This window comes from Sorangium sp. So ce590 (genome assembly GCF_051521365.1).
Lineage (GTDB): Bacteria > Myxococcota_A > Polyangia > Polyangiales > Polyangiaceae > Sorangium.
The window spans coordinates 7,485,788-7,510,447 of sequence record NZ_CP150346.1; the positions used below are offsets into that span (position 1 = coordinate 7,485,788).

At 69.6% G+C, this 24,660-nt stretch carries 15 protein-coding genes; 5 read left to right on the forward strand and 10 right to left on the reverse strand.

Annotation, left to right across the window (positions count from 1 at the left end; all coding sequences use genetic code 11):
- Nucleotides 1-263 precede the first annotated feature (263 nt).
- Complete coding sequence (locus WMF28_RS27925) at nucleotides 264-2,603, forward strand: hypothetical protein (protein ID WP_437596374.1); 2,340 nt, start codon at nucleotides 264-266, stop codon at nucleotides 2,601-2,603.
- A 104-nt stretch (nucleotides 2,604-2,707) separates the two neighbouring features.
- Here WMF28_RS27925 and WMF28_RS27930 read toward each other — a convergent pair whose 3' ends face one another.
- Complete coding sequence (locus WMF28_RS27930; RefSeq protein WP_437596375.1) at nucleotides 2,708-3,511, reverse strand: class I SAM-dependent methyltransferase; 804 nt, start codon at nucleotides 3,509-3,511, stop codon at nucleotides 2,708-2,710.
- Between the two features lie 376 nt (nucleotides 3,512-3,887).
- Here WMF28_RS27930 and WMF28_RS27935 point away from each other — a divergent pair, with 376 nt between their 5' ends.
- Nucleotides 3,888-4,817: an aldo/keto reductase gene (locus WMF28_RS27935; protein WP_437596376.1), complete on the forward strand. Its 930-nt coding sequence runs from the start codon at nucleotides 3,888-3,890 to the stop codon at nucleotides 4,815-4,817.
- Nucleotides 4,818-4,866: 49 nt separating this feature from the next.
- Here the strand turns inward: WMF28_RS27935 and WMF28_RS27940 are convergent, their stop codons facing one another.
- From WMF28_RS27940 to WMF28_RS27950, 3 genes are all read right to left on the reverse strand, one after another.
- Nucleotides 4,867-6,483 carry an ABC-F family ATP-binding cassette domain-containing protein gene (locus tag WMF28_RS27940; RefSeq protein ID WP_437596377.1) on the reverse strand — a complete coding sequence of 539 codons (1,617 nt, stop codon included), beginning with the start codon at nucleotides 6,481-6,483 and terminating at the stop codon, nucleotides 4,867-4,869.
- A gap of 520 nt (nucleotides 6,484-7,003) precedes the next feature.
- Nucleotides 7,004-7,420, reverse strand: a complete 417-nt coding sequence (locus tag WMF28_RS27945) for a VOC family protein (RefSeq protein WP_437596378.1) — start codon at nucleotides 7,418-7,420, stop codon at nucleotides 7,004-7,006.
- A 20-nt stretch (nucleotides 7,421-7,440) separates the two neighbouring features.
- Nucleotides 7,441-8,301, reverse strand: a complete 861-nt coding sequence (locus tag WMF28_RS27950; protein WP_437596379.1) for an alpha/beta fold hydrolase — start codon at nucleotides 8,299-8,301, stop codon at nucleotides 7,441-7,443.
- A gap of 936 nt (nucleotides 8,302-9,237) precedes the next feature.
- On the opposite strand from WMF28_RS27950, the gene WMF28_RS27955 reads away from it, so the two are divergent.
- Nucleotides 9,238-10,749, forward strand: a complete 1,512-nt coding sequence (locus tag WMF28_RS27955) for a hypothetical protein (RefSeq protein WP_437596380.1) — start codon at nucleotides 9,238-9,240, stop codon at nucleotides 10,747-10,749.
- Between the two features lie 279 nt (nucleotides 10,750-11,028).
- Here the strand turns inward: WMF28_RS27955 and WMF28_RS27960 are convergent, their stop codons facing one another.
- From WMF28_RS27960 to WMF28_RS27985, 6 genes are all read right to left on the reverse strand, one after another.
- Entirely contained in the window at nucleotides 11,029-12,885 is a 1,857-nt protein-coding gene (locus WMF28_RS27960; protein WP_437596381.1) for a hypothetical protein, read from the reverse strand.
- Between the two features lie 1,389 nt (nucleotides 12,886-14,274).
- Complete coding sequence (locus WMF28_RS27965) at nucleotides 14,275-14,724, reverse strand: hypothetical protein (RefSeq protein ID WP_437596382.1); 450 nt, start codon at nucleotides 14,722-14,724, stop codon at nucleotides 14,275-14,277.
- Between the two features lie 8 nt (nucleotides 14,725-14,732).
- On the reverse strand, nucleotides 14,733-15,707 hold the full coding sequence (locus tag WMF28_RS27970) for a hypothetical protein (protein ID WP_437596383.1): 975 nt from the start codon (nucleotides 15,705-15,707) through the stop codon (nucleotides 14,733-14,735).
- A 227-nt stretch (nucleotides 15,708-15,934) separates the two neighbouring features.
- Nucleotides 15,935-20,959: an AAA family ATPase gene (locus WMF28_RS27975; protein ID WP_437596384.1), complete on the reverse strand. Its 5,025-nt coding sequence runs from the start codon at nucleotides 20,957-20,959 to the stop codon at nucleotides 15,935-15,937.
- A 308-nt stretch (nucleotides 20,960-21,267) separates the two neighbouring features.
- Complete coding sequence (locus WMF28_RS27980; protein ID WP_437596385.1) at nucleotides 21,268-21,537, reverse strand: Imm10 family immunity protein; 270 nt, start codon at nucleotides 21,535-21,537, stop codon at nucleotides 21,268-21,270.
- Between the two features lie 422 nt (nucleotides 21,538-21,959).
- Nucleotides 21,960-22,877 (reverse strand): hypothetical protein, encoded by a 918-nt coding sequence (locus tag WMF28_RS27985; protein ID WP_437596386.1) that lies wholly within the window; start codon nucleotides 22,875-22,877, stop codon nucleotides 21,960-21,962.
- A 552-nt stretch (nucleotides 22,878-23,429) separates the two neighbouring features.
- Between WMF28_RS27985 and WMF28_RS27990 the strand changes: the two genes are divergently transcribed.
- Both WMF28_RS27990 and WMF28_RS27995 read left to right on the forward strand, forming a co-directional pair.
- Nucleotides 23,430-24,413: a DUF1552 domain-containing protein gene (locus WMF28_RS27990; RefSeq protein ID WP_437596387.1), complete on the forward strand. Its 984-nt coding sequence runs from the start codon at nucleotides 23,430-23,432 to the stop codon at nucleotides 24,411-24,413.
- Entirely contained in the window at nucleotides 24,410-24,586 is a 177-nt protein-coding gene (locus WMF28_RS27995) for a hypothetical protein (RefSeq protein WP_437596388.1), read from the forward strand. The genes WMF28_RS27990 and WMF28_RS27995 overlap by 4 nt, the downstream gene beginning before the upstream one ends.
- The last annotated feature ends 74 nt before the right edge of the window (nucleotides 24,587-24,660 follow it).

Sequence of the window (24,660 nt, forward strand, 5' to 3'; positions counted from 1 at the left end):
CGCCGTCTTTGCTCCGGGCGATGGCCGCGCGGCCCCTTCGCCACGCCGCGACCGCGCCGCCCTCCCTGTGCTTCCTGCATTTTTCGTGATGGCGTCGCGCTCCTGTCGCCACGCAGCCAAGAGAACCCCCCCTCTCCGCGTCTGACTCGCGATCGCCAGGCGGCCTGTCATCCACTCCGCGCGAGACAGGCGCGCCGGCGCAGCGCGCGCGTCGTGTGCGACGCGCGAAGGGACCACTCCATCTCTCGCGCAAGGAAGGATCCATGGCCGATCGACCTCCGTCCCGCGCTGCCCGCGCAGCCGCGTTGCTCTGGTGCTCCCTCGTCGTGGGCGGGACATCGCTCATCTCGGGGTGCCTGAGCCGCCCCATCGCCCATCAAGATACCCGCACGACTGGCACCGTCGTCGAGCGGCTCCCGCAGCGCGTCGACAAGATCGATCTCCTCCTGACCATCGACAACTCGGCGTCCATGAAGGACAAGCAGGACATCCTCGCGCTGGCCGTGCCCGACCTCGTGAGGCGCCTGGTCGACCCCCGGTGCGTCAATCCGCTGAAGCCCACGGAATCATCCCCGCCGATGAACGGCAGCTGCCCGAGCGGCACGGAGCGCGAGTTCGAGCCCGTCCTCGACATCCACATCGGGATCATCAGCACGAGCCTCGGCGACCACGGCGCGGAGGGCCCGTGCAAGGCGGAGGGGAACCACTTCTCCAACAACGACAAGGGGCACCTCATCGCCAGGAGCGACACGGACAACGACAACGAACCGCCGACCTATCAAGACAAGGGCTTCCTCGCCTGGGACCCGGAGCAGAAGCTGACCCCAGCGGGCGAGTCCATCCTCGACGACGGCCAGGGCGGCGGCCTCGTGCCGACGCTGACGAACATGGTCAGAGGCGTGGGCGACGTCGGGTGCGGCTACGAGTCGCAGCTGGAGAGCTGGTACCGGTTCCTCGCGGATCCAGCGCCCCACGATAGGATCGTGGTGGTGAAGGACAACGCGGTGCGGGAAGGGCGGGACACCACGTTGCTGGAGCAGCGCAAGGCGTTCCTCCGACCGGACTCGCTCCTCGCGATCATCATGCTGTCGGACGAGAACGACTGTTCCATCCGCGAGGGCGGGACGGCCTTCTGGGTAGCGAGGTCGAGCCGGATGCCCCGGCCGCGCAAGGAGTGCGAGACGAGAGGCCCGGATGACCCGTGCTGCAGGTCGTGCGCGTCGGAGAGGGGCGAGTGCCCGGTCGATGAGACCTGCACCGAAGGGGACAGGATCGCGGCGCTCGACGAGGAGCGGGACCCGATCAACCTGCGCTGCTTCGACCAGAAGCGGCGGTTCGGGGCCAACCTGCTCTATCCGATCGACCGCTACACGAAGGCGCTCACGGAGGCGCAGATCGCGGATCACAAGGGCGATCTCGTCGACAACCCGATCTTCTCGGATCTCGACCCGACCGACGAGAACAGCACGGTTCGGCCGCCGGAGCTCGTGTTCTTCGCGGGCCTCGTGGGCGTGCCCTGGCAGGACATCGCGCGCCGGAACGACGCGGGCCAGCCCGATCTCCGGGAAGGCAAGGACGGGGACGGCAATCCGATCGGCGGCTTCAAGAGCGCCGAGGAGCTGAGCGCTCCGAACGCCGGGTTCTCGAGCACCTGGGACATCATCCTCGGCGATCCCAGGGCGCGCCGCCCTCCCGCGGACCCCCACATGGTCGAGTCGCCGGCCCCCCGCGAGGGCGAGAACCCGATCACCGGGACGCGGATCGCTGGCCCGGACTCGCCGGACAACGCAAACGAGATCAACGGCCATGAGTGGAATCCCAGGACGGGATTCGGCGACCTCCAGTTCGCCTGCACCTTCCGGCTGCTCGCGCCCACGCAAGGCGGAGACTGCGCGAACGACGGGGCAGACCGGAATAGCCCTCTGTGCGAGGACAACCCGGACGGCACTGACAGCGAGCGCCAGATCTATGCGAAGGCCTATCCGGGCCTGCGGCAGCTCGAGCTCATCCGGGACCTCGGGGAACAGGGCATCGTCGGCTCGGTGTGCCCGGCGCAGCTCAAGGACTCGGGGCCGGGCGACTCCGACTTCGGCTATCGGCCGGCGATCGGCGCGATCGTCGATCGCCTGAAGACGAGGCTCGGCGGGCAGTGCCTGCCCCGCGCCCTCCAGCCGAACGGGGCCGGACAGGTCAGCTGCCTGGTCCTGGAGGCGCGGAGCGTGCCCGACGGGCAGTGCCGCTGCGACGGGCTCGCGGCGCGGCGGAAGGTGCCCTCGGAGAACCTCGCCGCGGAGCGGATGGTGCTCGACGATCCGGTCGCGGCGGCGAACGGCTGGAACTGCGTCTGCGAGGTCGAGCAGCTCAGCGCCCCGGACGAGCTCAAGGCTTGCCAGGACACGATTCCGCCGGCGCCGGTCGAGGTCGGAGGCGAGAAGGTGCACGGGTGGTGCTATGTCGACCCGCGGCTCGGCCTCGGCAAGGACGAGGTCGTCGCCAAGTGCCCGTCCACCGAGCGCCGGCAGGTCCGGTTCACCGGCGACGGTGAAGCCCGCGACGGCGCGACGCAGTTCGTCCTCTGCTCCGGCGACACCGCCGACCAGTAGCGCGGCGTGGACCCGCAGCGCGACGGCGTTCACTCCGGCACCCATGCCGGCGCATCCCGCCGATCCGGGCGTGCCAGGAATGGCGAGAGCGGCTGGCGTCGAGGCTAGTTGCCCGCCGTGTGGGCGATCGCGAAGATGAGGTTCCGCTCGAGCCGGATCCCCTGCGGCGAGCGCCACGCCTCGAGCTCCCTCGCCAGCCGCTCGCGCACCTCGCGCTTCTCCTCGGCGCTCAGGTGCGAGAGGTGATTGCCGAACGAGCTCGAGCCGCTGTGCCTCAAGATCTCATCGATGTCGGCGGCGTGGTCGACGAAGGTGCGGATCTCCAGCGTGTCCACGATGAACCCGGCGCGCTGGAGCAGCGCCCGGGCCTCGTCGACCGTCAGCTTGTACGGGAGAGTGCCCTGCGCCTCTTTCCCGAGCTCGGCGAGCACCTTGCGCTGGATCGGCTCGAGCTGGTGCGGCTTCTCCCGCGATCCGGTGCTGAACCCGAGCTTGCCGCCGGGCTTCAGCACGCGCGCCGCCTCGGAGATGGCGCGCTGCTTCTGGGCCTCGTTCAGCCAGTGAAGGACGCTGTTCAGGTACACGACGTCGAAGCTGCTCGAGGCGAAGGCGGAGAGATCCTCGGCGCGCCCGACCGCGGTCGTGAGGTTCGCGCGGGTCTTCTGCCGGGCGATGTCGACGCGGAGCGGGAGGGGATCGATGGCCACCACGCTGCCCTCGGCGCCGACGCTCTCGGCCACGTGCGCGGCGAGTCGGCCGGTGCCCGCCCCCACATCGAGCACGCGCTGGCCGCGCCGCACGCCCAGCGCTTCGATGAGGAGCTTGCCGTGGTTGAACTGCCGGTCGCTGCCGCGCTCGTAGGCCTGGGCGAGCTCCGGGGTATCGAGAGAGAGGCTGATCGTGCTCATGCGGGCCGCCTGAGCAGGGGGCGTGCCGACGCCCGGTGCGGCGTGGCCAGCCGCGGGCGCGACGAGCCACGCCGGCGCCCCCCCCCCCGCGAGCGAGCCGCGGCCCGCGATCGCCGCTGCTCGTGGATCAGCAGCGCTGCTGCTCGGCTGCTGGGCGCCGCGCAGCTCGGCTGTTGGGCGCCGAGCAGCTCGGACAGCGCGCTTCCAGGAGCGGCCGGGGGCGGGCCACCCCGGAGCCGGCGGGCAGCGGCACAGGGCGTGCAATCCACGTGAGCTCGAGCAGCCTGCGCGTCCGCGCGCCCGGAGCCCCCGGCGGGCGACGCATGCCCGCCGGCGCAGGACCTGCGAGATCTCTCGTGTAGAAGGAATGATTCAGATGGAGAAGAGACGGATCGGATCGCTCGACGTGTCGGTCGTGGGCCTCGGGTGCAACAACTTCGGCGGTCGCATCGACGAGCAGCGGACGGCGGCGGTGGTCGACGCGGCGCTCGACGCGGGCATCAACTTCTTCGACACGGCCGACATCTACGGCGGTACGCGCAGCGAGGAGCTGCTCGGCCGGGCGCTCGGCGGCCGGCGCGGCCAGGCGATCATCGCGACAAAGTTCGGCCTCCCGCTCGACGGCGAGCGCGAGGGCGGCGCGAAGCCGGCGTACATCCAGCGCGCCGTGGAGGCCAGCCTGCGGCGGCTGGGCACCGACTGGATCGACCTCTACCAGATCCACCGCCCGGACCCCGAGACGCCGATCGGCGACACCCTGGAGGCGCTCGACGCGCTGGTCCGCGCCGGCAAGGTGCGCGAGATCGGCAACTCGAACTTCTCGGCCTCCCAGCTGCGCGACGCCGAGGAGGCCACCCGCCCGGGAGCGGCGCGCTTCGTGAGCGTCCAGAACGAGTACAGCCTGCTCCAGCGCGAGCCCGAGCGGGAGGTGCTGGCGGAGAGCGAGCGCCTCGGGCTCGCCTTCCTGCCGTACTTCCCGCTCGCGAGCGGGCTGCTCTCCGGGAAGTACCTCCCCGACCGCCCCGCCCCCGCCGGCGCCCGGCTCTCGGCGCCCGACGGCGGGCTGACCGCCCGCTTCCTGACCGAGCAGAACCGAAGCGCCGCCGCGGCGCTCGCCGCCTTCGCGTCGTCCCGGGGCCACACGCTGCTCCAGCTCGCCTTCTCGTGGCTCGCCGGCCGGCCGGCAGTCGCCTCCGTGATCGCCGGCGCGACGTCGCCGGAGCAGGTGCGCGCCAACACCGCGGCCGTGGGCTGGCGGCTGACCGCCGACGACCTTCAGCAGCTCGATCGCCTCGCGCCACGCTGAAGAGGGGCCGGCAGCCCTGAAGCGCCGCGCCCCGCCGCGTGGCGTGAGGCTACGACGCCTTGACGCCCTGAGCGCTCGGGTTCCCCGGCCCCTCGAGGTACTCGTCGTACGTCCCGTTGTACAGCTGCGGCCCCCGGGGCGACAGCTCGAGCACGCGGGTGCCGAGCTTGCCCACGAAGTGCCGGTCGTGGCTCGTGACGATGACCGTCCCCTTGTACTCGATGAGCGCCTGGAGGAGCGCGTCGATGCTCTCCACGTCGAGGTGGTTCGTCGGCTCGTCGAGCACCACGATGTTGTTCTTCACCAGGATGAGCTTCGCGAGGAACAGGCGCGCCGCCTCGCCGCCGGAGAGGTTCTCCGTCTTCTTGAGCCCGGCCTCGCCGCTGAACAGCAGCTTGCCGAGCACCGAGCGGACGTGCTCCTTGGGCGCGCTCGGGTCGAAGCGGTACAGCCACTCGTAGGCCGTGAAGCCCGGCTCGATCGCCTCGTGGTGATCCTGCGCGAAGTAGCCCACGTTCGTGTCGTGGCCCCACGTGACCTTCCCGGCGTCGGGCGTGAGCTCGCCGACGAGGAGCTTGAGCAGCGTCGACTTACCGATGCCGCTCGGCCCGATCACCGCGAGCTTGTCGCCGCGGTTCAGGTTGAAATCGAGCTTCTGGATGACGTGCAGGTCGCCGAAGCTCTTGGCGAGGCCCTCGACGCGCAGCACGTCGCGGCCGGAGGGCTTCTCGATCTCGAACTTGATGTACGGCCGGACGACGCTCGTGCGCCGCACCTGGATGCCCGCCTCGAGCTTCTCGATCTCCTTCACGCGCGACTGCGCCTGGCTCGACCGGCTCGCGCTCGCGCCGAAGCGGGCCACGAAGTCCTTGAGCTCGGCGATCTTCTTCTTCTTCTGCGCGGCGTCGGCGTCCGACTGGCGCTTGCCCGTCGTCTTCTGCTCGATGAAGTCGTCGTAGTCGCCCGTGTAGAGCGTGACCGTCTGGTAGTCGACGTCGGCGACGTGCGTCGCGATCGCGTTCATGAAGTGCCGGTCGTGGCTGACGACGAGCAGCGTGCCGCGGAAGGTGTCGGTGAGGTACGCCTCGAGCCAGCGGATCGAGTCGAGGTCGAGGTGGTTCGTCGGCTCGTCGAGGAGCAGGACGTCGGCGCCGGCGAACAGCGTCTGGGCGATGAGGACGCGGAGCTTGTACCCGCCCGCGAGCGTGCTCACCGTGCTCGTGTGCCGGGCGGTCGCGATCCCGAGCCCCTCGAGGATCTCGGCGGCGCGCGCCTCGGCGGTGTAGCCGTCCTCCTCGCCGATCGTCCCCTCGAGCTCGGCCAGCCGCATGCCGACCTCGTCGGTCATCTCGCCCTCGTACAGCCGGTCGCGCTCGTGCATCGCCTCCCAGAGGGCCCGGTTCCCCATCAGGACCGTGTCGAGGATGCGGTGGGACTCGTAGGCGAAATGGTCCTGCTTGAGCACCCCGACCCGGAGCTGCTTCGGGATCTCGACGGCGCCCTGATCCGACTCCTCCTCGCCGGAGATGACCTTGAGGAGCGTCGATTTCCCCGCTCCGTTCGCGCCGACGAGCACGTAGCGCTTGCCGGGGTCGAAGCGCATCGACACGTTCTCGAAGAGAATTTTGGGACCGTACCGCTTGGTGAGCTTTTCGAGCGTGATCATCTCAGCGGCGCGGGGGATAGCACGTGGGCGCCTGCGCTTCCGGTGAATTCCGGCGGAAGCGCGCCCGCGCCAGCGGGCCACGACGAACGTGGCGCGCCCGCCGGCCGCGCCCGCTCCAGCCGCACCTCCTGCCGGGGGCTCCCGGTGAGCTCCTGCAGGAGCTCCCGGTGGCTGACGCCCACCCCGGCCAGGCGCCGCTGCAACGTCCGCGCGCTCCTCCCGGAGCTCTCGCCGACGTGCACAAGGCTGGGGTCGCCCGCATCGGGCGCCGGGGCGTGCCGGAAGCCCGGCGCGAGCTCATCGTCGTGCGAGGCCGTGCCGCGGAGCTGCAGGCGGGAGAGCGCCGCCTGGCCGATCTCGATCGGCTCGGCGTGGACACGTCGGCCCTGAGGTCCTCGGCCGAGTCGTCCCTCCGGATGTGGGGGCGCGCCCAGGGCCCGCTCCCCCGCCGGTCGCCGCTGCGAGGCCCTTGCTCACGCGCGTGCGTCTTCGCACGTCGCGTGCAGCACTAGCGTTGGGCTCACTCGGACCATTGCGGATTCCAGACGACCTCCCAGAGATGACCATCTGGGTCCTGGAAGTAACCGGAGTAGCCGCCCCAGAAGGTGTCGTGCGCGGCCTTGATGAGGACGGCTCCCGCTGCTCTCGCCTTTGCCATGACAGCGTCGACCTCCGCTTTCGATGTGACGTTATGGCCCAGCGTCATCTCGGTCGGGCTCGCACGACCTGCGGAGAGGCCCGTGTCATGCGCGATGCTCGTGCGAGGCCACAAAGCCAGACGCAAGCCAGGCTGAAGCTGGATGAACACAACAGCGCCGTGTTCAAATTCTTTGCCAACAATGCCTTCGGTCTGGAAGCCGAGCCCCTCCCTGTAGAAACGCAGCGACACGTCGAGATCGTCGACACCGATGGTGATGACTGTGATTCGTGGCTTCATGTTCTCTTCATTTCGTCGTCCTAACACGGCCCCTCCGCGCGCCTGACGAAGGCGCTCATCAACGCGGCGCATTCGGCCGGATGGGTCTCGAGCAGGAAATGCGGGCCGTCGAGGATGTGCGCCTCCATGCGCGGGAGCGCCTTCATCCAGGAGAGGGTCTCCTCGAGGTCGAAGAAGGTATCGTGCCGCCCCCATAGCATCAGCGCCGGGGGCTGCCAGCGAGCGAGATAATTGGCAATTTCCGCGAACCGCGCGAAATGGCTGCGATAGTCCAGCACCAGCGCACGCTGCGTCTCGAGCCGGCCGGGGAGCGACATGATCCGCCAGTCCTCCTCCCATCGGGGATCGATGCGCTCGGCGATGTCCCGGGGAACGCCGCCCACATATTGGTCGCGCGTCCCCTCGAAGGTCAGGTGTGCGGTCGCCTCGGCTTCCCGCTCCGGCGTGGGATCGTCCCAGTAGGCTCTGGTCGCCGACCATTGCGGCCCCATCCCGCTCTCATGGGCATTGGCATTCTGGACGATGAGGCTGCGTATCCTGCTCGGCGCGCGCGTGGCGAGATGAAGCGCTACCGCCGCTCCATGATCGTGGAGGTAGAGGTGGAAGGACCCAGCTCCGAGCCGCGCGAGCAGTCCGTCGATCATGTCCGCGAAACGCGAAAATGAGGGCCGCTCAACCGGCTCGGAACCTCCGAACCCCGGAAGGTCCGGGGCGATCACGAAGCAGTCCCGCGCGAGGGCGCCGATCACGTTCCGGAACGATTCCGAGGAGCTTGGAAAACCGTGGATCAGGAGAAGCGCCGGCTTCTCCCGATCGCCCGCCAGGCGGACCGCCATTTCGGCACCTTCGATCTCAAACCTCACCAGCTCCGGCTTTCTCATCGCACCTGGTTCCTTCCATGCCTTCAAGCGCCTGACGAGCCTCCCCGCCGAGCTGGACTGTGGCGCGCCCCCCGGCCGTCAGCCCTTGGACGGATCGGAGCCAGCTCCATCGCGAGTCGGTGACCTCCTCTTCGGGCACGATCATGTGGAACGAGGCTTGTTCGGCGGCTGATTCGAGCCAGATGGAAGGCGCCGTTCACGCGGCGCGCTTCGCGCCTTTGCCATGAGCGCTCCCTCCCGACGTTCGCCGCGGCGGCGGCTTCCCACGCGAATGAGGCGGAAGCGCGATCAGCACCTCGGCCGGGATCTGCATCGATACGTGGAGCTTTCGGATCATCGGGAGCGTGAGCGCCCGTTCGCGGCCCAAGACCTCCGAGACGCGTCCCCTGGAGCCGATCAACCGCTCAAGCTCCTTGCGAGTCCACCCGAGCTGCTCGTCGCGTCAATCTCGTCGTATTCGGCATGCGTGCCGAGTCCAGAACTCAACGAGAGTGCTGCGGCTGAAGACCACTCACGGAGTGAAAAGCATATCATGCACCCGCGGTGGGAGCAAGCCCTTCGAGTGCAGCCTCCGGTGGCGGCTGAACCACGCTCTCCGCTGTCGCCCGCGGAACGCACTGGCGCTCCCCCGTCGGGTGCAGCGCCGGGTTCGGCGGCCCATTGCGACGGTACGGGGCCCACCTGCCACGCCGAGCGCCGGCCGTCGCGGCGAGCTCGGCGTGGGACGGGCGGTCTGCCGGTCCGTCGTCGAGCACATACCGGCGGGTCGTCGGAAACCTGCCTCGCTGGGCCCCGCGCGAAAAATCGTCCGCCATGTCTAAAGGAACGCGGGGACGGTGCGGAATAGGGTTATCGACGAGGCGACGTGACCATGAAATCGGTGGTCTTCAACGCTCGCGTCCTCGCGGTCATGCTTTCAATACAAGGGCAACAGCCATGCGAAAACTGTCATTTCCTTCATCTGCGTGCTTGCTCCTCGTCCTCTCCGGCTGCGTGACCGAGGGCGTCGAGCCCACGACGGCAGCTCCCGACGATCCGATCGTCGCGAGCGGAGCGCCCGCGACGGAGATCGTCGCGAGCGGAGCGTTCGCGACGGACGCCGATCGTGAGCGCTTCGAGGCGGAGGTTCTCCCTTCGGCGCGAGCGTTCCTCTCCTACTGGGCCGAGGTGGGGCTGGCCGTACCCCATGAACCCGCGCGCCTCTTCATCTCTCCGCCTCCCGGCATGAAGGCGTCAGAGGCTCTCCCGGAGCTCTACGGCGAGAGCATCTTCGATGACCTGCGGGCCCTCGAGGTCGATGTCGCGAACGCCGCCTCGAACCGAGCGGCGCTCGATCTGATCGACGCGTTCACGTGCGCGCATCCGCCGCTCGATCGCGGATTCCTCGAAGATGCCGAAAAATACGTGGATGATCCCGACATCCGCCCGGCCGACTTCGCGGAGGCCCTCCGGGAGTACCACGACGAGCGGATGGCGCCCGACGCAACGTTCTCGTTTCACGCCGACAACGGCGAGTTCGAGCTGCCGGCGAGGAGGAATTGCTCCTACGTCCTGCTGGGGCACTCCACGGAGCCCACGCGCGCGCATCCTTACCTCGAGCGAGACGTCGTCAATCACGAGCTCGGCCATGCGCTCCACTATGGCCTCTGGATGGCCTCCGGCCCGCTCGGCGAGCGGCTCAGCGCCAGCGCGAACGAGGCCATCGCGGACATCCTGGCGCACGTGTTCGACGGTGACGCCTGCCACGGCAAGGTGCTGGACGAGCGCGGGGCGCCGGTCGGGTGCCGCCGGAGGATGGACGTCTACGAGTCGTCGGTCTCGGACGCGGTCTGGGAGCGGGGCCGCGGCGATCACGAGACAGGCCAAGCGCTCCGGCAGCTCGTCTGGACCCTTCGTGGAGAGGTGACGGCCGACGCTCTCAGAGCGGCTATTCGCGACGGTGTCGCCGCGGTTCAAGTCGCTCTGAACGAGATCGATGAGGAGCCGCTCTCCAATGTACCGGTGTTCGATGACGAGATCCTGGCGATGCGCTACCGCTTCGTGCGCGAGTATGAGGCGACGAGCGCCTTCTTCAACGCCGTATGCGGGAGCCTCGGCCATGCGCCGCGCGCCTGTGACGAGCACCAGGAGCGCCTCGGGGATCCACGCCTCGCGATGCGCGAAGCGTGGCTGGCGAACGCGCCGACCGCGATCGGGCCCAGGGGCGTCACGCTCACGGACGGCCGCCGTGTGGCGTTCGAGATCGAGGGGGCGCTCATCCAAAATATGACGGTCACGCTGGCCGATGGCGAAGGCGAGGTTTATCCGGGGGACCCCGATCTGGGGATCCCCGAAGAGGAGAGAGAGCCATCGAGCGGGCGCGTCACCCTGTGGTTCTCGGCTCCGGGCTCCGCGTCGCCAGGAGCGCAGGTCGGGTGGACCTCCGACGGGGCGCTGACGGCGCGGTGAGGGGCTACCCGATCGGCCGCGCAGGCTCGACGCGGTGTTGATTTGCGAACCCCTGAAGCCGTGGGGCTCGCTCCTGTCGCCGCTCGAAGCGGCGCAGGTCCGGCGCTGGGCGCGCGCGGACGAGCGGCGAGTGAAGGCGGCCCCTCGATGCCTGGATGCGTGTCGAGGCAGAGAGCTCGCGGCCGCGCTGTGAGCGGCTGGGTCCTGCGCTTCGCGACGCACACGGCGAAGCCGGCGATCTGCGCGCGCGAGGAGGCGCAAGAGGCCGCGATCGGAGCGCTATTGCAGCTGCACCGTATACGACGAGCTCCCGCCGAGGCCGGTGATCTGAATGAGCTGGACGACGTAATCGCCGGGCTCGCCGAAGAGCGACGACAGGTCGTTGTCGCCTCCCGTCAGATCGGTCTCGGCCGGAAGCTCTCCGTCAGGCGCGTCGCGTCGGGCCACCACGGCGAGTCCCCAGGCCGTCTGATCGAGCGTGACGTGGAGGGAGGTCGAGGCGTCCGCGCTGACCAAGAACCAGTCCTCGTCCGCGTTCGTGGTCAGCTCCCACGCGCCCTGCAGGGTCTGTCCAGCGCCGAGCACGGTCGCCGTCTCCACCGAGGCGCCATGGTCGTCCGCGTAGATGAAGAGATTGCGGTCGATCTCGTCGGAGGTGGGCAAGATCGGGGAGGAGACCAGCTGTTCTCCCAGCGAAGCCCGCAGGATGTACGTCCCCGCCACGCTCGGCCTCACCGAGACTCCCCGGTCCGAGGACTTCGCCAGCAGGCTTCCCTCGTCGTCGAGGAGCTCGATATTTACGCTTCCGCCGAAGGAGTAGAGCGCGCCCGCCTGCAGCTCGACGGCGAACATGTCCACGTCGCCGGGCGGCTCGAGGCGGGCCGTCCGCTCGCCGAGGTCGACCGCGCTGGCCGACTGAGGGAGACCGCCGTGGTCGTCCTCCACGTGACACAGCGGCCGTGACGGGTCGTCTGCATGGCCCTCGCAGGCGCGAAAGTCCCGAAGGAGCCCCAGATAGAGGGAGAGCCAGCGAGAGAAGACCTCGCGGTTCTGCTCGCTCATGCCCGACTGCTCGACGGCGCCCTGCATCAGCTCGGCCTTGCTCAGCGTCACGTCGATTTCGCTGAACAGGGGGGCGCTCTGGTTGCGCCGCAGCCAGTCTGCGAAGGCATCCCGGTTCTGCTCGATCGTCCGACCCTCGTTGGCCACGTAGTCCGGCCGAAAGACGCCGACCAGGTCGAAGTCGTAGGGAGCACGTAAGTACTCGTTGCGCTCGGGATCGACCAGCATGATGGTATTCTTGTTCCCGACCCAGTCGTACTGAACCACGAAGTTGTTCAGAAGATGCAGCAGCAAGAGCGAGTGCTGGTTCTCCGAGGGCGGCGCCTGGTCGACCGCGTTCAGGTCTTCTGCTTCTACCATGCCGCAGCGCTCGGCCATCTCGTCCTCGGGCTCGCGCACGAAGGCGAGGTGGGTCTCCTCGGTGTCGGTCTGCGTGTCGTGGTAGGTGAGCCGCACGAGCCGTGTTTTCAGCGAAGGTACCCGCAGCTGGTCGAGCACCTGATAAACCGCGTGTTCCATGAGCACGCGCTGCTCGTACGCCTCCATGGAGTCCGCCTTGAGCGCGGGAGGCAAGCCTTCTGTGTCGCCGCAATGTGTGGCGAACTTCACGGATTTGCCGAGGTGCTCGAAGACGTTGTCCTTCTGCTTCTCCGGAAACTTGAGCGAGAACGGACGGAACCCGCACAGGAAGCGCGAATGCCCGCGAGCGATGATCGTCGCGGCGCTCGTCGTTGCGCCGCCGTCCATCTCGATCACGGCCGCCGAGCTGGATTCTTCCTTCGTGGGCGCGGTGTTCAGCTTGGTGAAGTCGGCGGAAATCCGCATGTCCAGCACCTCACGGCTCTTGAACATGGGAGACGTCGAATCGCCGCAGATGAACGGCCGCGAGCCCAGGGGCTTCACGGGGTCCACGGGGTCCACGGGGTCCACGGGGTCCACGGGGTCCACGGGGTCCACGGGGTCCACGTCGTGCTCGTCGGGCGAAACACCGTCGGGCGAGGCATTGGAGGACCCGCCAGTACACGCTCCGCACAAGGCGAGCGTTGCGACCATGGGCAGGAATGTTCGTCTCATGTGAAGCTCCTTTGGATAGCCGACGGCGCGAGGGGGCGCTGGAAAGTGGGTCAGTTCACGAACCGCCGCATGGCAGCAGGCCGTCCTCGGAGCCGTCTCCGGCTCCGGAGGAGACGCCCCTATCGCTCCCTCGGCCGAGAGGGGCGCTCTCGTTCATGCACCCGGCGTGGGAGAGCGCCGAGGTCGCCGGGGGCAGGGTGGGCAGCGAGCGCGGCCAACCAGGGCCGCAAAGCTCGGCTCGCCGAGCCGCGGTGGCGAACGTGCGCATGATGCTCCCTGGATGCCGCCGGGCTCGCCGATCCTTCATCCAATCGCATGCGCTCGCGTCGTTTTTTCGCGGTGCGGCGGATGTGATCCGGCGTACCGCCCGCGTGACACGGCGCAGCCGCGCGGCCCCCTCGGCCCTCCTGCGCAGTCCGTCGGCCCTCCTGCGCGAGCCCCGGCGCCCTCCTGCGCGGGCCCGTCGGCTCTCCTGCGCCAGCCCCGGCCCCCCCTGCGCGAGCCCCCGCCCCTCCTGCGCACCACCGTTGGTGTCCTGCGCTACGCTCGCCCCCATCCTGCGCAGCCCCGCGCCCCTCCTGCGCGCCCCTGTTGGTGTCCTTCGTCACCCTCGTCCGGCTCCTGCGCAGCCCCGGTGGGTCTCCTGCGCAGCCCTGGCGCCCTCTCGTGCGCCACTTCTGTATGCTACGCAACATTTGCTCCCTCCTGCGCCCTCTTCGCCAGTTCCGTGGCCCGCTGCCCGCGGCGCCGGGCACGCCGCTCCCCTCGATGCCGCGGCACGCCGCCTCTCCCAACCCTCGGCCCCAGCGCCTCCCTCGCGACGTGACCGACTCGTGCTCTCCGCTGGCCAATGCCTTGTTCGCCGCTCCCCTCGCCGATGCGTCGGCCCCCCATTCCGCAGGGGGCCCCGACAAGGAGGCGTATCTTTACCATGGCAAAGGCATCCACCACCACGTCGCCCAGGACCAACAAGGTCGCAAGGAAGCGCGCTCCGCGCGAGAGACAGGGCGCGCCTCGGTCCTCGACGAGAGCAGCAGCGTACATGCTGAGCGCCGCCCGCGAGGCGGAGCTCCTCGGAGAGGAAGTATCTTCCCCGAGGGGGTCGCCTGCGCCGATTTCACGACGGCCGACATCAGGATGGCCGGCGTCCTGCGCAGCACCCGCAAGGCCGACCTGATGGAGCCCTTCCCGAGGCTCAAGGCCTACTACGAGCACTGTCAGGCCCGCCCGGCGTGGCGGCGCACCCTTGGCCTCTACGCCGAGCGACTCGGCGTGAACGTCGACGACATCCGCCAGAGCGTAACGATCCTGCGAATGAGCGGCGGGCGCAAGCCCGTCCAATCCATTCGCCAGTCAGGCCGCCTCTTGGCCTCTTCCTGCATGAACGCGTCACGAGCGATGTCGCGCGGTCGGCGACCATTCGAGTCGAAGCCTCGGACACTCATGCCCAAAGGGGTCTCGCTCCAGCTGCGCGGCTTTACTGAACTCGACATCTCGTGCACCATCAACGTAGAGCAGCCGAAACGGGCAGTAGCAGCCGTCGACAAAGGCGACGCAGAAGGTCGTAAACGGATTCGTCAGCCCCGCGGGGCCAAGGATGAACGCTTCAAGCTCCGTACGATTGGCGAAGCCCCAGACAGAGGACTCTGGCACATGGCCCGCGTGATCGACCACGATGAAGCGATCGTTCAGCTCGATCTCCGGGAAAAACGGCGGCTGAAGAATGCCAGCCGTCATTTCGACCCTGGAGAGCGTCTCCAAGAAGTCGCCGCCGTCGAACGCCCAGGGGTCAGCGACCGCGCATGCGGTCAGGGCGTCGGCCAGCTGAATCAGGCTCATAGAAGCGCTCATGCACTCGTTAGCCAGGACAGCGATGGCGACTGCTGGAGCCCGATACGCCACGCAGCCACAACCCCTTGCTTGGACGTCGTGTCGATCGCAATCAGAAGCTCACGATCATGAATGACCAGCGCGGCCTCAAGCGAGGCTGGGAGCTTATGCTGTGCCGCGATCTCCACGGATGTCCCGTCGCACGTGCACACATAGACATCCTGCCCATCAGCAAGAACCAGTTGCCGGCCGTCAGGGCTCAGGCTCATCCAGGAAAACGGAACGGGGGCATCCATCGCGACTACCTTGGCGTCAGGCTGAGCTCGCACGAACGCCAAGCGTCCCGACATGCGATTGTGCGTCACGCTCTGGATGGTCACGTCAAACGGAACGCCGAGACCAAGCAGAACCACAGCTGCCTGATCCGCATACGCTGCATGAATGAAGGGGCCGGGTGCTGCGATCGTTGTGAGTGTCACTTCGGCGACATCGAGCATCGTAACGACGCCCTCACTGCCTGAACATATCAGCGCGCTTCGAGCGTCATGACGATAGAGCCCCTGGCAGGAACCGACTGACTTGCGGCGACAGGAGCCGTCATCAAGGTTGAAGAGTCCTACCGTCGGTCCTCGCGAGGACATGCACACAGCAAGCTCGCCGATGCGCACAGAGCGATGAGCGTACTGTGGCACACCCTTGTCCCAACGCCTTGTCTCGCACAGCGTTGCTCGTTCAAGCTCAAGAAGGCGCTTGCCGGACGCGACGAGGATGGATTCTGGCGAGGGGCTCAAAGCCGTCGAATACACGGCGGACCGGACGCGAGCGCCGCCGGTGACTTCACCGTCCGACAACGACAAGCGCCGAAGCGACAACGACGCGAAAGGAGTGCCCCAGCCATCCGAGACCAGCAGAGATCCCGTCATGGCGTCATAGACAGGCACCATCGAGCCGGTCAGCGAGTACGGAAGGTCGGTCGTCCAGATGGGTGTCATTGAAGCGTGGGAGGATGAAGAAACGGGCTTTCAGGGTCTCTGGCGTGACCAGCCCTCTCGACCGCTGACCGCCGCTTCCGCGTGGCGCGCCTTGAACTCCGACCCCACCCCCTCGCGCCGCCCCGATACATCGTGGCAAGATAGCGTATCCGAGGGCTGCCCCACCTTGTCAAGGAGACCGGCGCACGGTCGCCTGGCGCATGGTCGCCCTCCCCGGCGGCGGCGCCTCAGCCGCGGCCGCGGGTATGGGCGAGCGCGTAGGCCATGCCGCTCTGCAGCGTGCCGAGCGTCAGCAGGCCGCCGAGCCCGGCTGCATCGCGGACGAGCAGCTTGGCCGCCTCGGGCCGCACCCCGGTGAGGATCGCCTGGGCGCCGACCAGGCGCAGCGCGCTCGCGGTCCGGGCGAGGATCGCCGCCGGGGCGGCATCGAGCTGGCGCACGCCGGTGATGTCGAGGATCACCACCTGCGCGCGCGTGCGGACCGAGCCCTCGAGGGCCGTCGCCAGCACCTGCGACGCGCGGGCGTCGTCGAGCACCCCGATCAGCGGCATCACCACGATGCTCTCCGTGATCGGCAGCAGCGGCGCCGCCATGTCCGCCAGGCGCTCCTCCTGGACGCGCAAGATCTCCGTCTGCGCCGCCGACCGCTCGCGCTCGGCCCGCTCTCGCTCGCCGATCTCGCGGCGCGTCTGCGCGTGGGCCTCGCGCAGCGCCTCGCCCTGGCGCACCAGGTCGGCGTTGACCGCCTGGAGCTGCTCGAGCGCGGTCTGCAGCTCGTGTGTGCGCACCTCGACCTGCTGCTCGAGCTGCTCGCGGGCCTGCTGCACGCTGGCGTACAGCCGGGCGTTCTCGATCGCCACCGCCACCTGCGCCGACAGCAGCTGCAGCAGCTCGACGCGCTCGGGCGCGAAGGCGTCGCGGGTCGCGTTGTTCTCGACGTAGAGGATCCCCGACAGCCGGCCCTGGTGGAGCAGCGGCAGGCACAGCACGGAGCGCGGGCGCTGGCTGGCGACGTAGGGGTCGCGGGCGAAGCGGGGCTCGGCGCCGGCGTCGCCGAGCAGCACGCCCTCGCGGCTGCGAGCGACGAAGCGGACCACCGAGGTCGCCAGGGCGGCGTCGTCGCGCATCGGCTGGTCGAGGCCGACGCGGACCTCGTCGGGCGCGGTGCGCATCTCGGCGGCGATCGACAGGTCCTCGCCCTGCGGCACGAGCAGGAAGCCGCGCTGGGCGCCGGCGCGGAGCATGACGATCCGCATCAGGCGGTCGAGCAGTCGGTCGAGCACCAGCTCGCCGGCGACCGCCTGGGCGGCGCGCATCAGGCCCTCGAGGTCGAGCGAGCTGCCGCCGAGCATGCGGTTGGTGGTCGTCGAGCGGCCCGTGCTGTGCCCGGCGCGTGCGGGCGCGGGCGGGGCGAGCAGGTCGGCGCGGGTGAGGAGCAGCTGGCTCGCCTTGGCGGCCGCGCCCCAGCGGGCGAAGCCGACGTGGGCGTCCTGCAGGTAGGCGCCGGCCAGCGCGCGACGGTTGCGGCGCAGGTGCAACCGCGCCGCGCACTCGCTCGCCAGCGCCGCGTGGAGCACGAACCCACGCGCCTGCGCCTCGGTGATCGCCTGCTCGTAGCCCGCGATCGCCTCGGCGTCGCGGCCGGCCAGGCGCGCCGCCTCGGCGTCGAGCAGGTGCTGGAGCGCCACGAACTGCGACGGGTTATTCGTCGACCACGGCCGCAGGGCCGCGCGCTCGCGGTCGAGCTGTTGCACCAGCGCCTCGCGCTCCGCCTCGCCGGCCGCGTCCCAGCGGGCCGCGGCGACCAGGCCCGAGTAGGAGTACTGCTCGGGCGAGTACATGTGCCCGGCCCCGGCGCCGCTCTCGTGCAGCTCGCGGGCGCGGACGGCGAGCTCGAGCCCGCGCTCGTGCTCGCCGTACAGGTAGGCGAGGCGCAGCTTGCTGACCGCGTAGAGCCACGGCACGAGCCCCCCGGGCGGCATGTGGGCGACGAACGCGTCCTCATCGAAGCCGTCGCCGCCGAGGGCGCTCGTCGCCGACTCGCCCATCAAGTTGACGACCACGCGGCGCATGAACTCGACCACCGCCGTCGACGCGACGTCGCGGGTCTTCCGCAGGAGCGTCGTGACGTCGTCGATGCGGGCCTCGGCGCCGCGGATGTCGGCGTCGGCGATCAGCGCCAGCGCGGCCGATTGCAGGCAGTAGAACGACACGTAGGCGAAGTTGCCGACCTCGAGCGCGACGCGCCGCGCCGAATCGCGGTACTCCTCGCCGGCCGCGTACGGCTGGCGGTAGAACACGACCGACGTGCCGAACAAGAAGTGCACCATGCAGCGGGTGCGCAGGTTGCCGGTGCGCTCGTTGAGCTTGACCCCGAGCTCGCCGAATTCGTAGGCCTTGCCGAGCTCGCCGGTGACGCCGGCGAGCAGGATGCTGTACACCGCGTAGCTGTAGTCCGACCCGTCGACGTTGCCGTGGCGCAGCGACAGGTTGACCATGTGCAGCACGATCAGGGGGAACAGCGCCGGCCTGCCGACGAACACCGGCCCCGACATCGAGGCCAGGAGCCGCATCACGACCTCGACGTCCGGGTCGCGCGCCGGCGGGGCGTCGAGCAGGGCGCCGATCCGCCGCTCGCCGAGGTTCTCGTGGGCCGCCGCGAACGCGGCCGCGACGGCCTCCTGCAGCGCCGGGCCCTCATCGGGCAGGCCGATGCCGTACATCGCCAGCGCCGCGCGCCCGGCCGCGACCACCGCCGCGAAGTCGCCCATCGCCGCGTGCAGCAGGACGCGGAGGTCGTAGACCTGCGCCCGCTCCTCGCGCGAGCGCGCCCGCGCGAGCGCCTCCTCGAACAGCGCGTCGGCCTCGGCGAACGCCCCGCACAGGTACGCGCACTCGGCCAGCTCGACGCGCAGCGCGAACCCGAGCTCGAACCAGTGCGCCCACGGGTCGGCGCCGAGGCACTCGCAGCCGGCCTGGAAGTACTGCCGCGCCGCGTGGTAGGCCGTCGCCGCGCGCGCCCGCCGGCCCGCGCGGAGGTTGAGTCGCGAAAGCTCGAGCCGCTCGTCGCCGCCGATCCGCGGCAGCGCCATATCGAGGTGGCCGACGACCTCGAACAGCGCCTCGTCGGGCACGCCCGCCGGGTACGCGTCGCGCAGCAGCCGGCCGACGCGCAGGTGCGTCGCCTCCCGCACCTCGCTCGCCAGCAGCGAGTCGGCGGCCTGCTGCACGCGGTCGTGGAGGAAGCGGTGGAGATCGTCGCCCTCGCCGCCGGCGAGCGGCACCACCAGGCCCTCGCGGACCAGCTCGCCGAGCGCCGCGGTCGCGTCGTCGCCGTCGTCGCCGCCGACGGCCGCGAGCACGCGCCACGAGAAGCGATAGCCGACGCACGCGGCCCGCTGCAGCAGCCGCTGGGCCGCGGGGGTCAGGCGGCGGATCTTGCTGGTGACGAGGGTGACGACATTGTCGGTGACGTCGCGCGCCTGCACCTGCGCGTCGTCCCACACCCACCGGCACGCGGCGGGGTCCCAGCGCAGGAGGCCGTCCTCGGCGAGCAGCAGCAGGAACTGGCCGATGAAGAACGGGTTGCAGTGGGTCTTCTCGCCGACGATCCGCGCCAGCGCGGCGACCTGCGGCCGCTCCATCACCAGCGTGTCCGCCAGCAGCTCCTCGACGTCGGCGAGCGCCAGCGGACCGAGCGGCACGTCGCCGACCTCGACCCCCGCCGCGCGCAGATCGGCGAGCGCGGCCGGCAGCGGGGGCCCGCGACCGACGTCGTCGTCGCGGTAGGTGCCGAGCACCAGCAGGTGCCTGCACTCGGCGTCGAGCAGCATCTCTTGCAAGAGGCGCAGCGACGCCGGGTCGACCCACTGCAGATCGTCGAACGCGAGCACGAGCGGGTGGTCGGCGGCGGCGAAGACCCGCAGCAGGGCGGTGAAGATCAGGTTGAAGCGGTTCTGCGACTCGGCCGGGCCGAGCCGCGGGACCTCGGGCTGCGGGCCGACGATGAGCTCGAGCTCGGGGATCAGATCGGTGAGCAGCTTGCCGCTGCTGCCGAGGGCGGACGCGAGGGCGCGCCGCCACGCCTCGAGGACCTCGGGCGCGGCCGTCAGCAGGGTGCGGCACAGCTCGCGCAGCGCCGCGGCGATCGGGGCGTACGGCGCGCCGCGGTCGTATTGATCGCACTTGGCGGCGACGAAGAACCCGCCGCGGGCGACCGGCGCCGCCAGCGTCTGGACCAGCGCCGACTTGCCGGCGCCGCCGGGCCCGCGCACGAGCAGCAGCGTGCGCGCGCCGTCGGCGACGCCGGCGTAGGCCGCGAGCAGGACGTCGATCTCCTGCTGCCGTCCGTACAGGCGCGGCGGGATCCGCGGGGTCGACGGCCGGTCGGCGCTGCCGAGCGCGAACGGCTCGATCGTCCCCGTCGCTGCCCACGCGGCGGCGCAGCGCTGCAGGTCGGCCCGCAGCCCGGCCGCGCTCTGGTAGCGATCCTCGGCCGCCTTGGCGAGCAGCTTCATGATGATGTCCGACAGCACCGGCGGCACCTTCGGCATCAGCACCGCCGGGGCGACCGGCACGCGCGCGAGCTGGCTGTGGACCAGCGCCATCGCGTCGCCGGCCTCGAACGGCAGCACCCCGGTCACCAGCTCGTAGAGCGTCACGCCGAGCGAGTACAGGTCCGAGCGCGCGTCGACCGGCCGGTTCATCCGCCCGGTCTGCTCGGGCGACATGTACGCCAGAGTGCCCGCCATCCCCGCGCCCGCATCGACGCGCAGCGCCCCGTCCTCGCCGCCGGCGATCGCCAGGCTGAAGTCGATCAGCTTCACCTGCCCGGTCGCCGGGTTGTGGACGATGTTGTGCGGCTTGACGTCGCGGTGCAGCAGCGGATAGCGGTGCAGCAGGTCGAGCGTGCCCGCCACCTCGACGCCGATCGCCAGCACCGCCGCGAGGTCGAGGGCGCCGGCGTGGAACAGCACGTCGAGCGAGCGGCCATCGCAGTCCTCGAGCACCAGCGCGAGCTCGTCGCCGATCGTCTCGAGCGCGTGCGCCTTGATCACCCCCGGCAGATCGAGCGATCGCAGCACCGCGAACTCCCGCCGCAGCGCGCCGTGGATCGCCGGCGCGAGCGGCCCGCCCTTGCCGATCTTGACGACCACGCGGGCGCCGTCGCGGGCGCGGACAGCCCGATGGATCACCACGCCCGCGCTCTCGTGCAGCTTCGCGGTGAACGTGTACGCGCCCTGTTCTGCCATGCTTTTGTGCCTCGTGACCTGTCGATCGTCGCGCCCAGCCGCCGCGCGAACCATCGATCGCGCCACCGCTTCCGAGTGTACGTCCAGAGCGTACGTGGCGCGGCACCACCGGGTAAAGCATCGGCGTCAGCGCATCGCCGCCCCGCCGGCCGCCTCGCCGACCGCCGCGGCGACTCGAGGCGCGCGGACACCGCGGACTGTACGCAGCAACACGCGCCGGCATTCACCGCGAGGACCTCCGCGCCGGCGCCAATCACCGCACTGCGGGGTTGCGCTCGAATCCGCGTGCACCCCTGCCTTCGCGCACCTCACTCGGCGAAGACCATGTCTTCCGGGGGGAGAGTGCTCCCTCGGAGCCGGCACGCCTCGATCCCAGCGTAGGTCGTGGCGCCCGTGTGAGTCGAGATGGAGTACGTGTCCTGCCCCAGCTCTCGGTCCTGATCATCGAACGGGTCGAGCCGACGCTGGACCTCGATCCGCTCACCCTCGCCATCGGTCGACGACGCGAGCACGACGACGTAGGCGTCCATCTCCGGGACGGCGAGCGCTTCACCGGCTCGTGCGTGGAGCGTGGTCATCCGGGTCCGGCCTCCGTGGTCGCCGCGTAACAGGACGCGAACTCCCGGTCTGAGGAGGGTATCCACCCCGGCAGGAAGCTAACGTGCTGAACCTTGCAGCGCGGTCACGTGGCTAGCTCGAAGCAATATCGAGTCGAAGGCTGGCAGAGCAGCGCGCTGCACGACATGCACAAGGGTGGCATCTGTTCTGCGAAGTGGACCATTCTTGGGCTCTGACCATCCGTCGATTGGTCGACCGAAGCCGCCGGGCCAGGTCTGTCCAGATGGTCGCCGTCCGTGATCTCCTCACCGAAAATCTCACGGTTCGGCTCCGCGCCGCAAGGCCCAAGCGCTGTCCAGCGCCACAGGGTAGATTCGCCGAACAGCCGCGGCAGTCACCGCCTCTCCGACGCATCGCCTTGTTGGGCCGCATCCGTCCATCCTCAGGAGAGCACTTCGGTGGCCGTCTTCGCCCCGAGGACGTTATCGATCCAGCGGTCGAGGGTCGCGACGTCCGTGCATGCCTGGATGTGCGCGCTCTCGTCCTCGGTGAGCGCGATCCCTGCACGCGCAAGCAGCCGCAGCAGCGTGTCCCTCTTGCCCTTGAGCTCGCCCTCACGCATGCCCTCGAGCTTGCCTTCACGCATGCCCTCGAGCTTGCCGCGATCGACGAGCTTCTGCACGAACGGGGGAAAGGTCGCCTCGCCTTCGATCTGCCGTTCCATGACCAATGCCTCCAGAGCCTGCCTCATCGGCTCACGCAACCCGTTCCAGATGAGCTGAAAATAGACCATCGCGTGCGCCTGGTCGAGCCGGCCGAGGGCAGCGAGCGCCGCCTGCACCACGGTGAGCCCGCTCGGCCCGTTGCCGTGCGCCACCGCCGACAGCACGGCGAGCTCCGTCTCCTTCTCCGCGTCGGCCGGGTCGATGCTCTCGGGGACCACCGCCGGACCGAGCACCAGCGGCGCGACGTGGCCGCGCCCCAGGCCGAGGTCGATGTTCTCCGCGGCCCAGGCGGCCACGCCGGCGTCCGGCGCGATCACCAGGACGATCGTGCCGCAGCGCTTCCTGACGCGCACGACCGCGACGTACGCCGGCCACGAGTACTTCTTGTCCGGGTCCATGTCGCGCTGTACCTCGATGACGATCGCCAGCACCAGCGCGTCGCTCTCGTCGCGAAGCTCGAGCACCAGATCGGCGCGGAACTCCACCGGGATGAGCTGGTCGAGCGACGACTCGACCACCGCGACCGCGGCGTGCGGCGGCACCTCGACGTGGAGGAGCGTCGCGAGCCAGCGGGGCGCGAGCTCCGGGTGCTCGCGGAACATCTCGACGAGGGCGTTGTGCTCGAGCGTCGGCATGACGCTCGGCCTTCAGCACCCCCCATGCCGGCACGAAACGCCGGGAAAATGCGAGCAGATCTCCAGCTCAGGGGGTGGCGGCGCCATGGCGGACGCAGGCGGCCAGCGACGCCGGCTGGGAAGCGGACCGGGCCGGCGACGGCGGCTGGGGCACGCCGGGCCAGGGCGGCGGCGGAGGCGGCGGCCGCAGGGGAGGGCACGGCGCGTGCGGCGCGGCGAGCAGGAGAGGCGTCGGGGGAGGCTCGGGCGGGGCCGGCGGCTGCGGGCGCGTCTCGCGGTCGTTCATCGGTCGCTTCGGAGCGTCAGCGCCACCGCCTCGATCGCTCTCGAGGACTGCCGCGACGTGCCGAGTTGCCGCGTCGAGCCGTGCTCGGCGGGGCACCTTTCCGCTCGACGGACGCCCGGCCGAACGAAATACAAATACGTTCACGGGCCCGTGGGCATTCTATGGATGATGGAGCGGTGGCAACCCCGGGCATCCGAGGGCGTTCCGAGTGGCAGCTGGGCGTTTACCTCCATTGAGGCAGGAGAATTGCGACCATGTCGAAGCGCATGAACCGAAGAATTTTCCTCCGGGGGCTGGGCGGAGCTTGTGTCGCGGCGCCGTTCCTCGGCTCGATCTCCGACCGCACCGTGATGGCTCAGCCGGCCACGCCACCGAAGCGGCTGATCGTGATGTACACGCACTATGGCTGCATCACGACGCGGTGGTTCCCGAAGAAGTCGCACGGACCGCTCACCGCCGCGGACCTCGAGTCGACGACGCTCAAGCACCTGGCGCCGTACGTCGACAAGCTCCTCATGCCCCGAGGCATCCGCGCGATGAACGAGTGGACGGCGACGCTGGCGCGGGGGCAAGGGAACGATCGCCACACGCAGGTGAACGGGTCGTACTTCACTTGCCACCCGGTCACTCCCAACAGCGACGACCCGTTCAGCTTCGTCGAGGAGACGAAGTTCAAGGCCATGCCGACCGGTCCCTCGCTGGACCACGTCATCGCACGACAGCTCAGCCCGCAAGGCACTCCGTTGCTCTTGAACACGACGGGTCAGACGGATAACGCCCAGTCAGCGTTCTCCTACTCCGCCGCCGTGACCCTCTTCAAGGGCCTGAACGCGTCGCAGGCCTTCAGCAGCCTCACGGGCATCTTCGAGGCGGGGGAGCCGCCGTCTCCGGACACCTACGCGGCGATGCGCGGCAAGAGCATCCTCGACCTCGTGAAGGATGATCTTCAGACGCTCGAGCGGTTCGACATGAGCCGAGCCGACAAGCAGAAGCTCGCAGCCTGGAAGGAGCTCCTCCACTCGACAGGAAACGTTGTGGCTTCTGCGCAGTGCGACACGTCCCTCGCCACGGCGCTCGGTGTGACGCCGGAAAACATCGACCTGGCGAGCACGGTCCCGAGCGTCGACGACAGGCTAGCGAGATCACGTGTGCCGACGGCACTCCGAACGAGGTCGACGGGATGTCCCAAGAAACGGGGACCGATCCGTCGCTCGCCAACGCGCCGATCAACAAGTACTTCTGCAGCTTGATGAACGCCCTCGGGGTCAAGGCAGGCGCGGATGGTTTCCCGGCACGGGGCGGTTCGGAGCCGGTGACCCACTTCGGCATGTACGACCGGACGGAAGACTTCATCGGTGGCGGGATCAATCCCCCCACCATCCACGATCCAGGCGAGTTCGCCGCGCTCAGGGCGAGCTCCTGAGCGGTCTCGTTCCCGAGCCTGTCGCGCCCGGGTCATGAACGCGCCGCGGCGGCCCGGTGCTCCGGCGTGGCGGC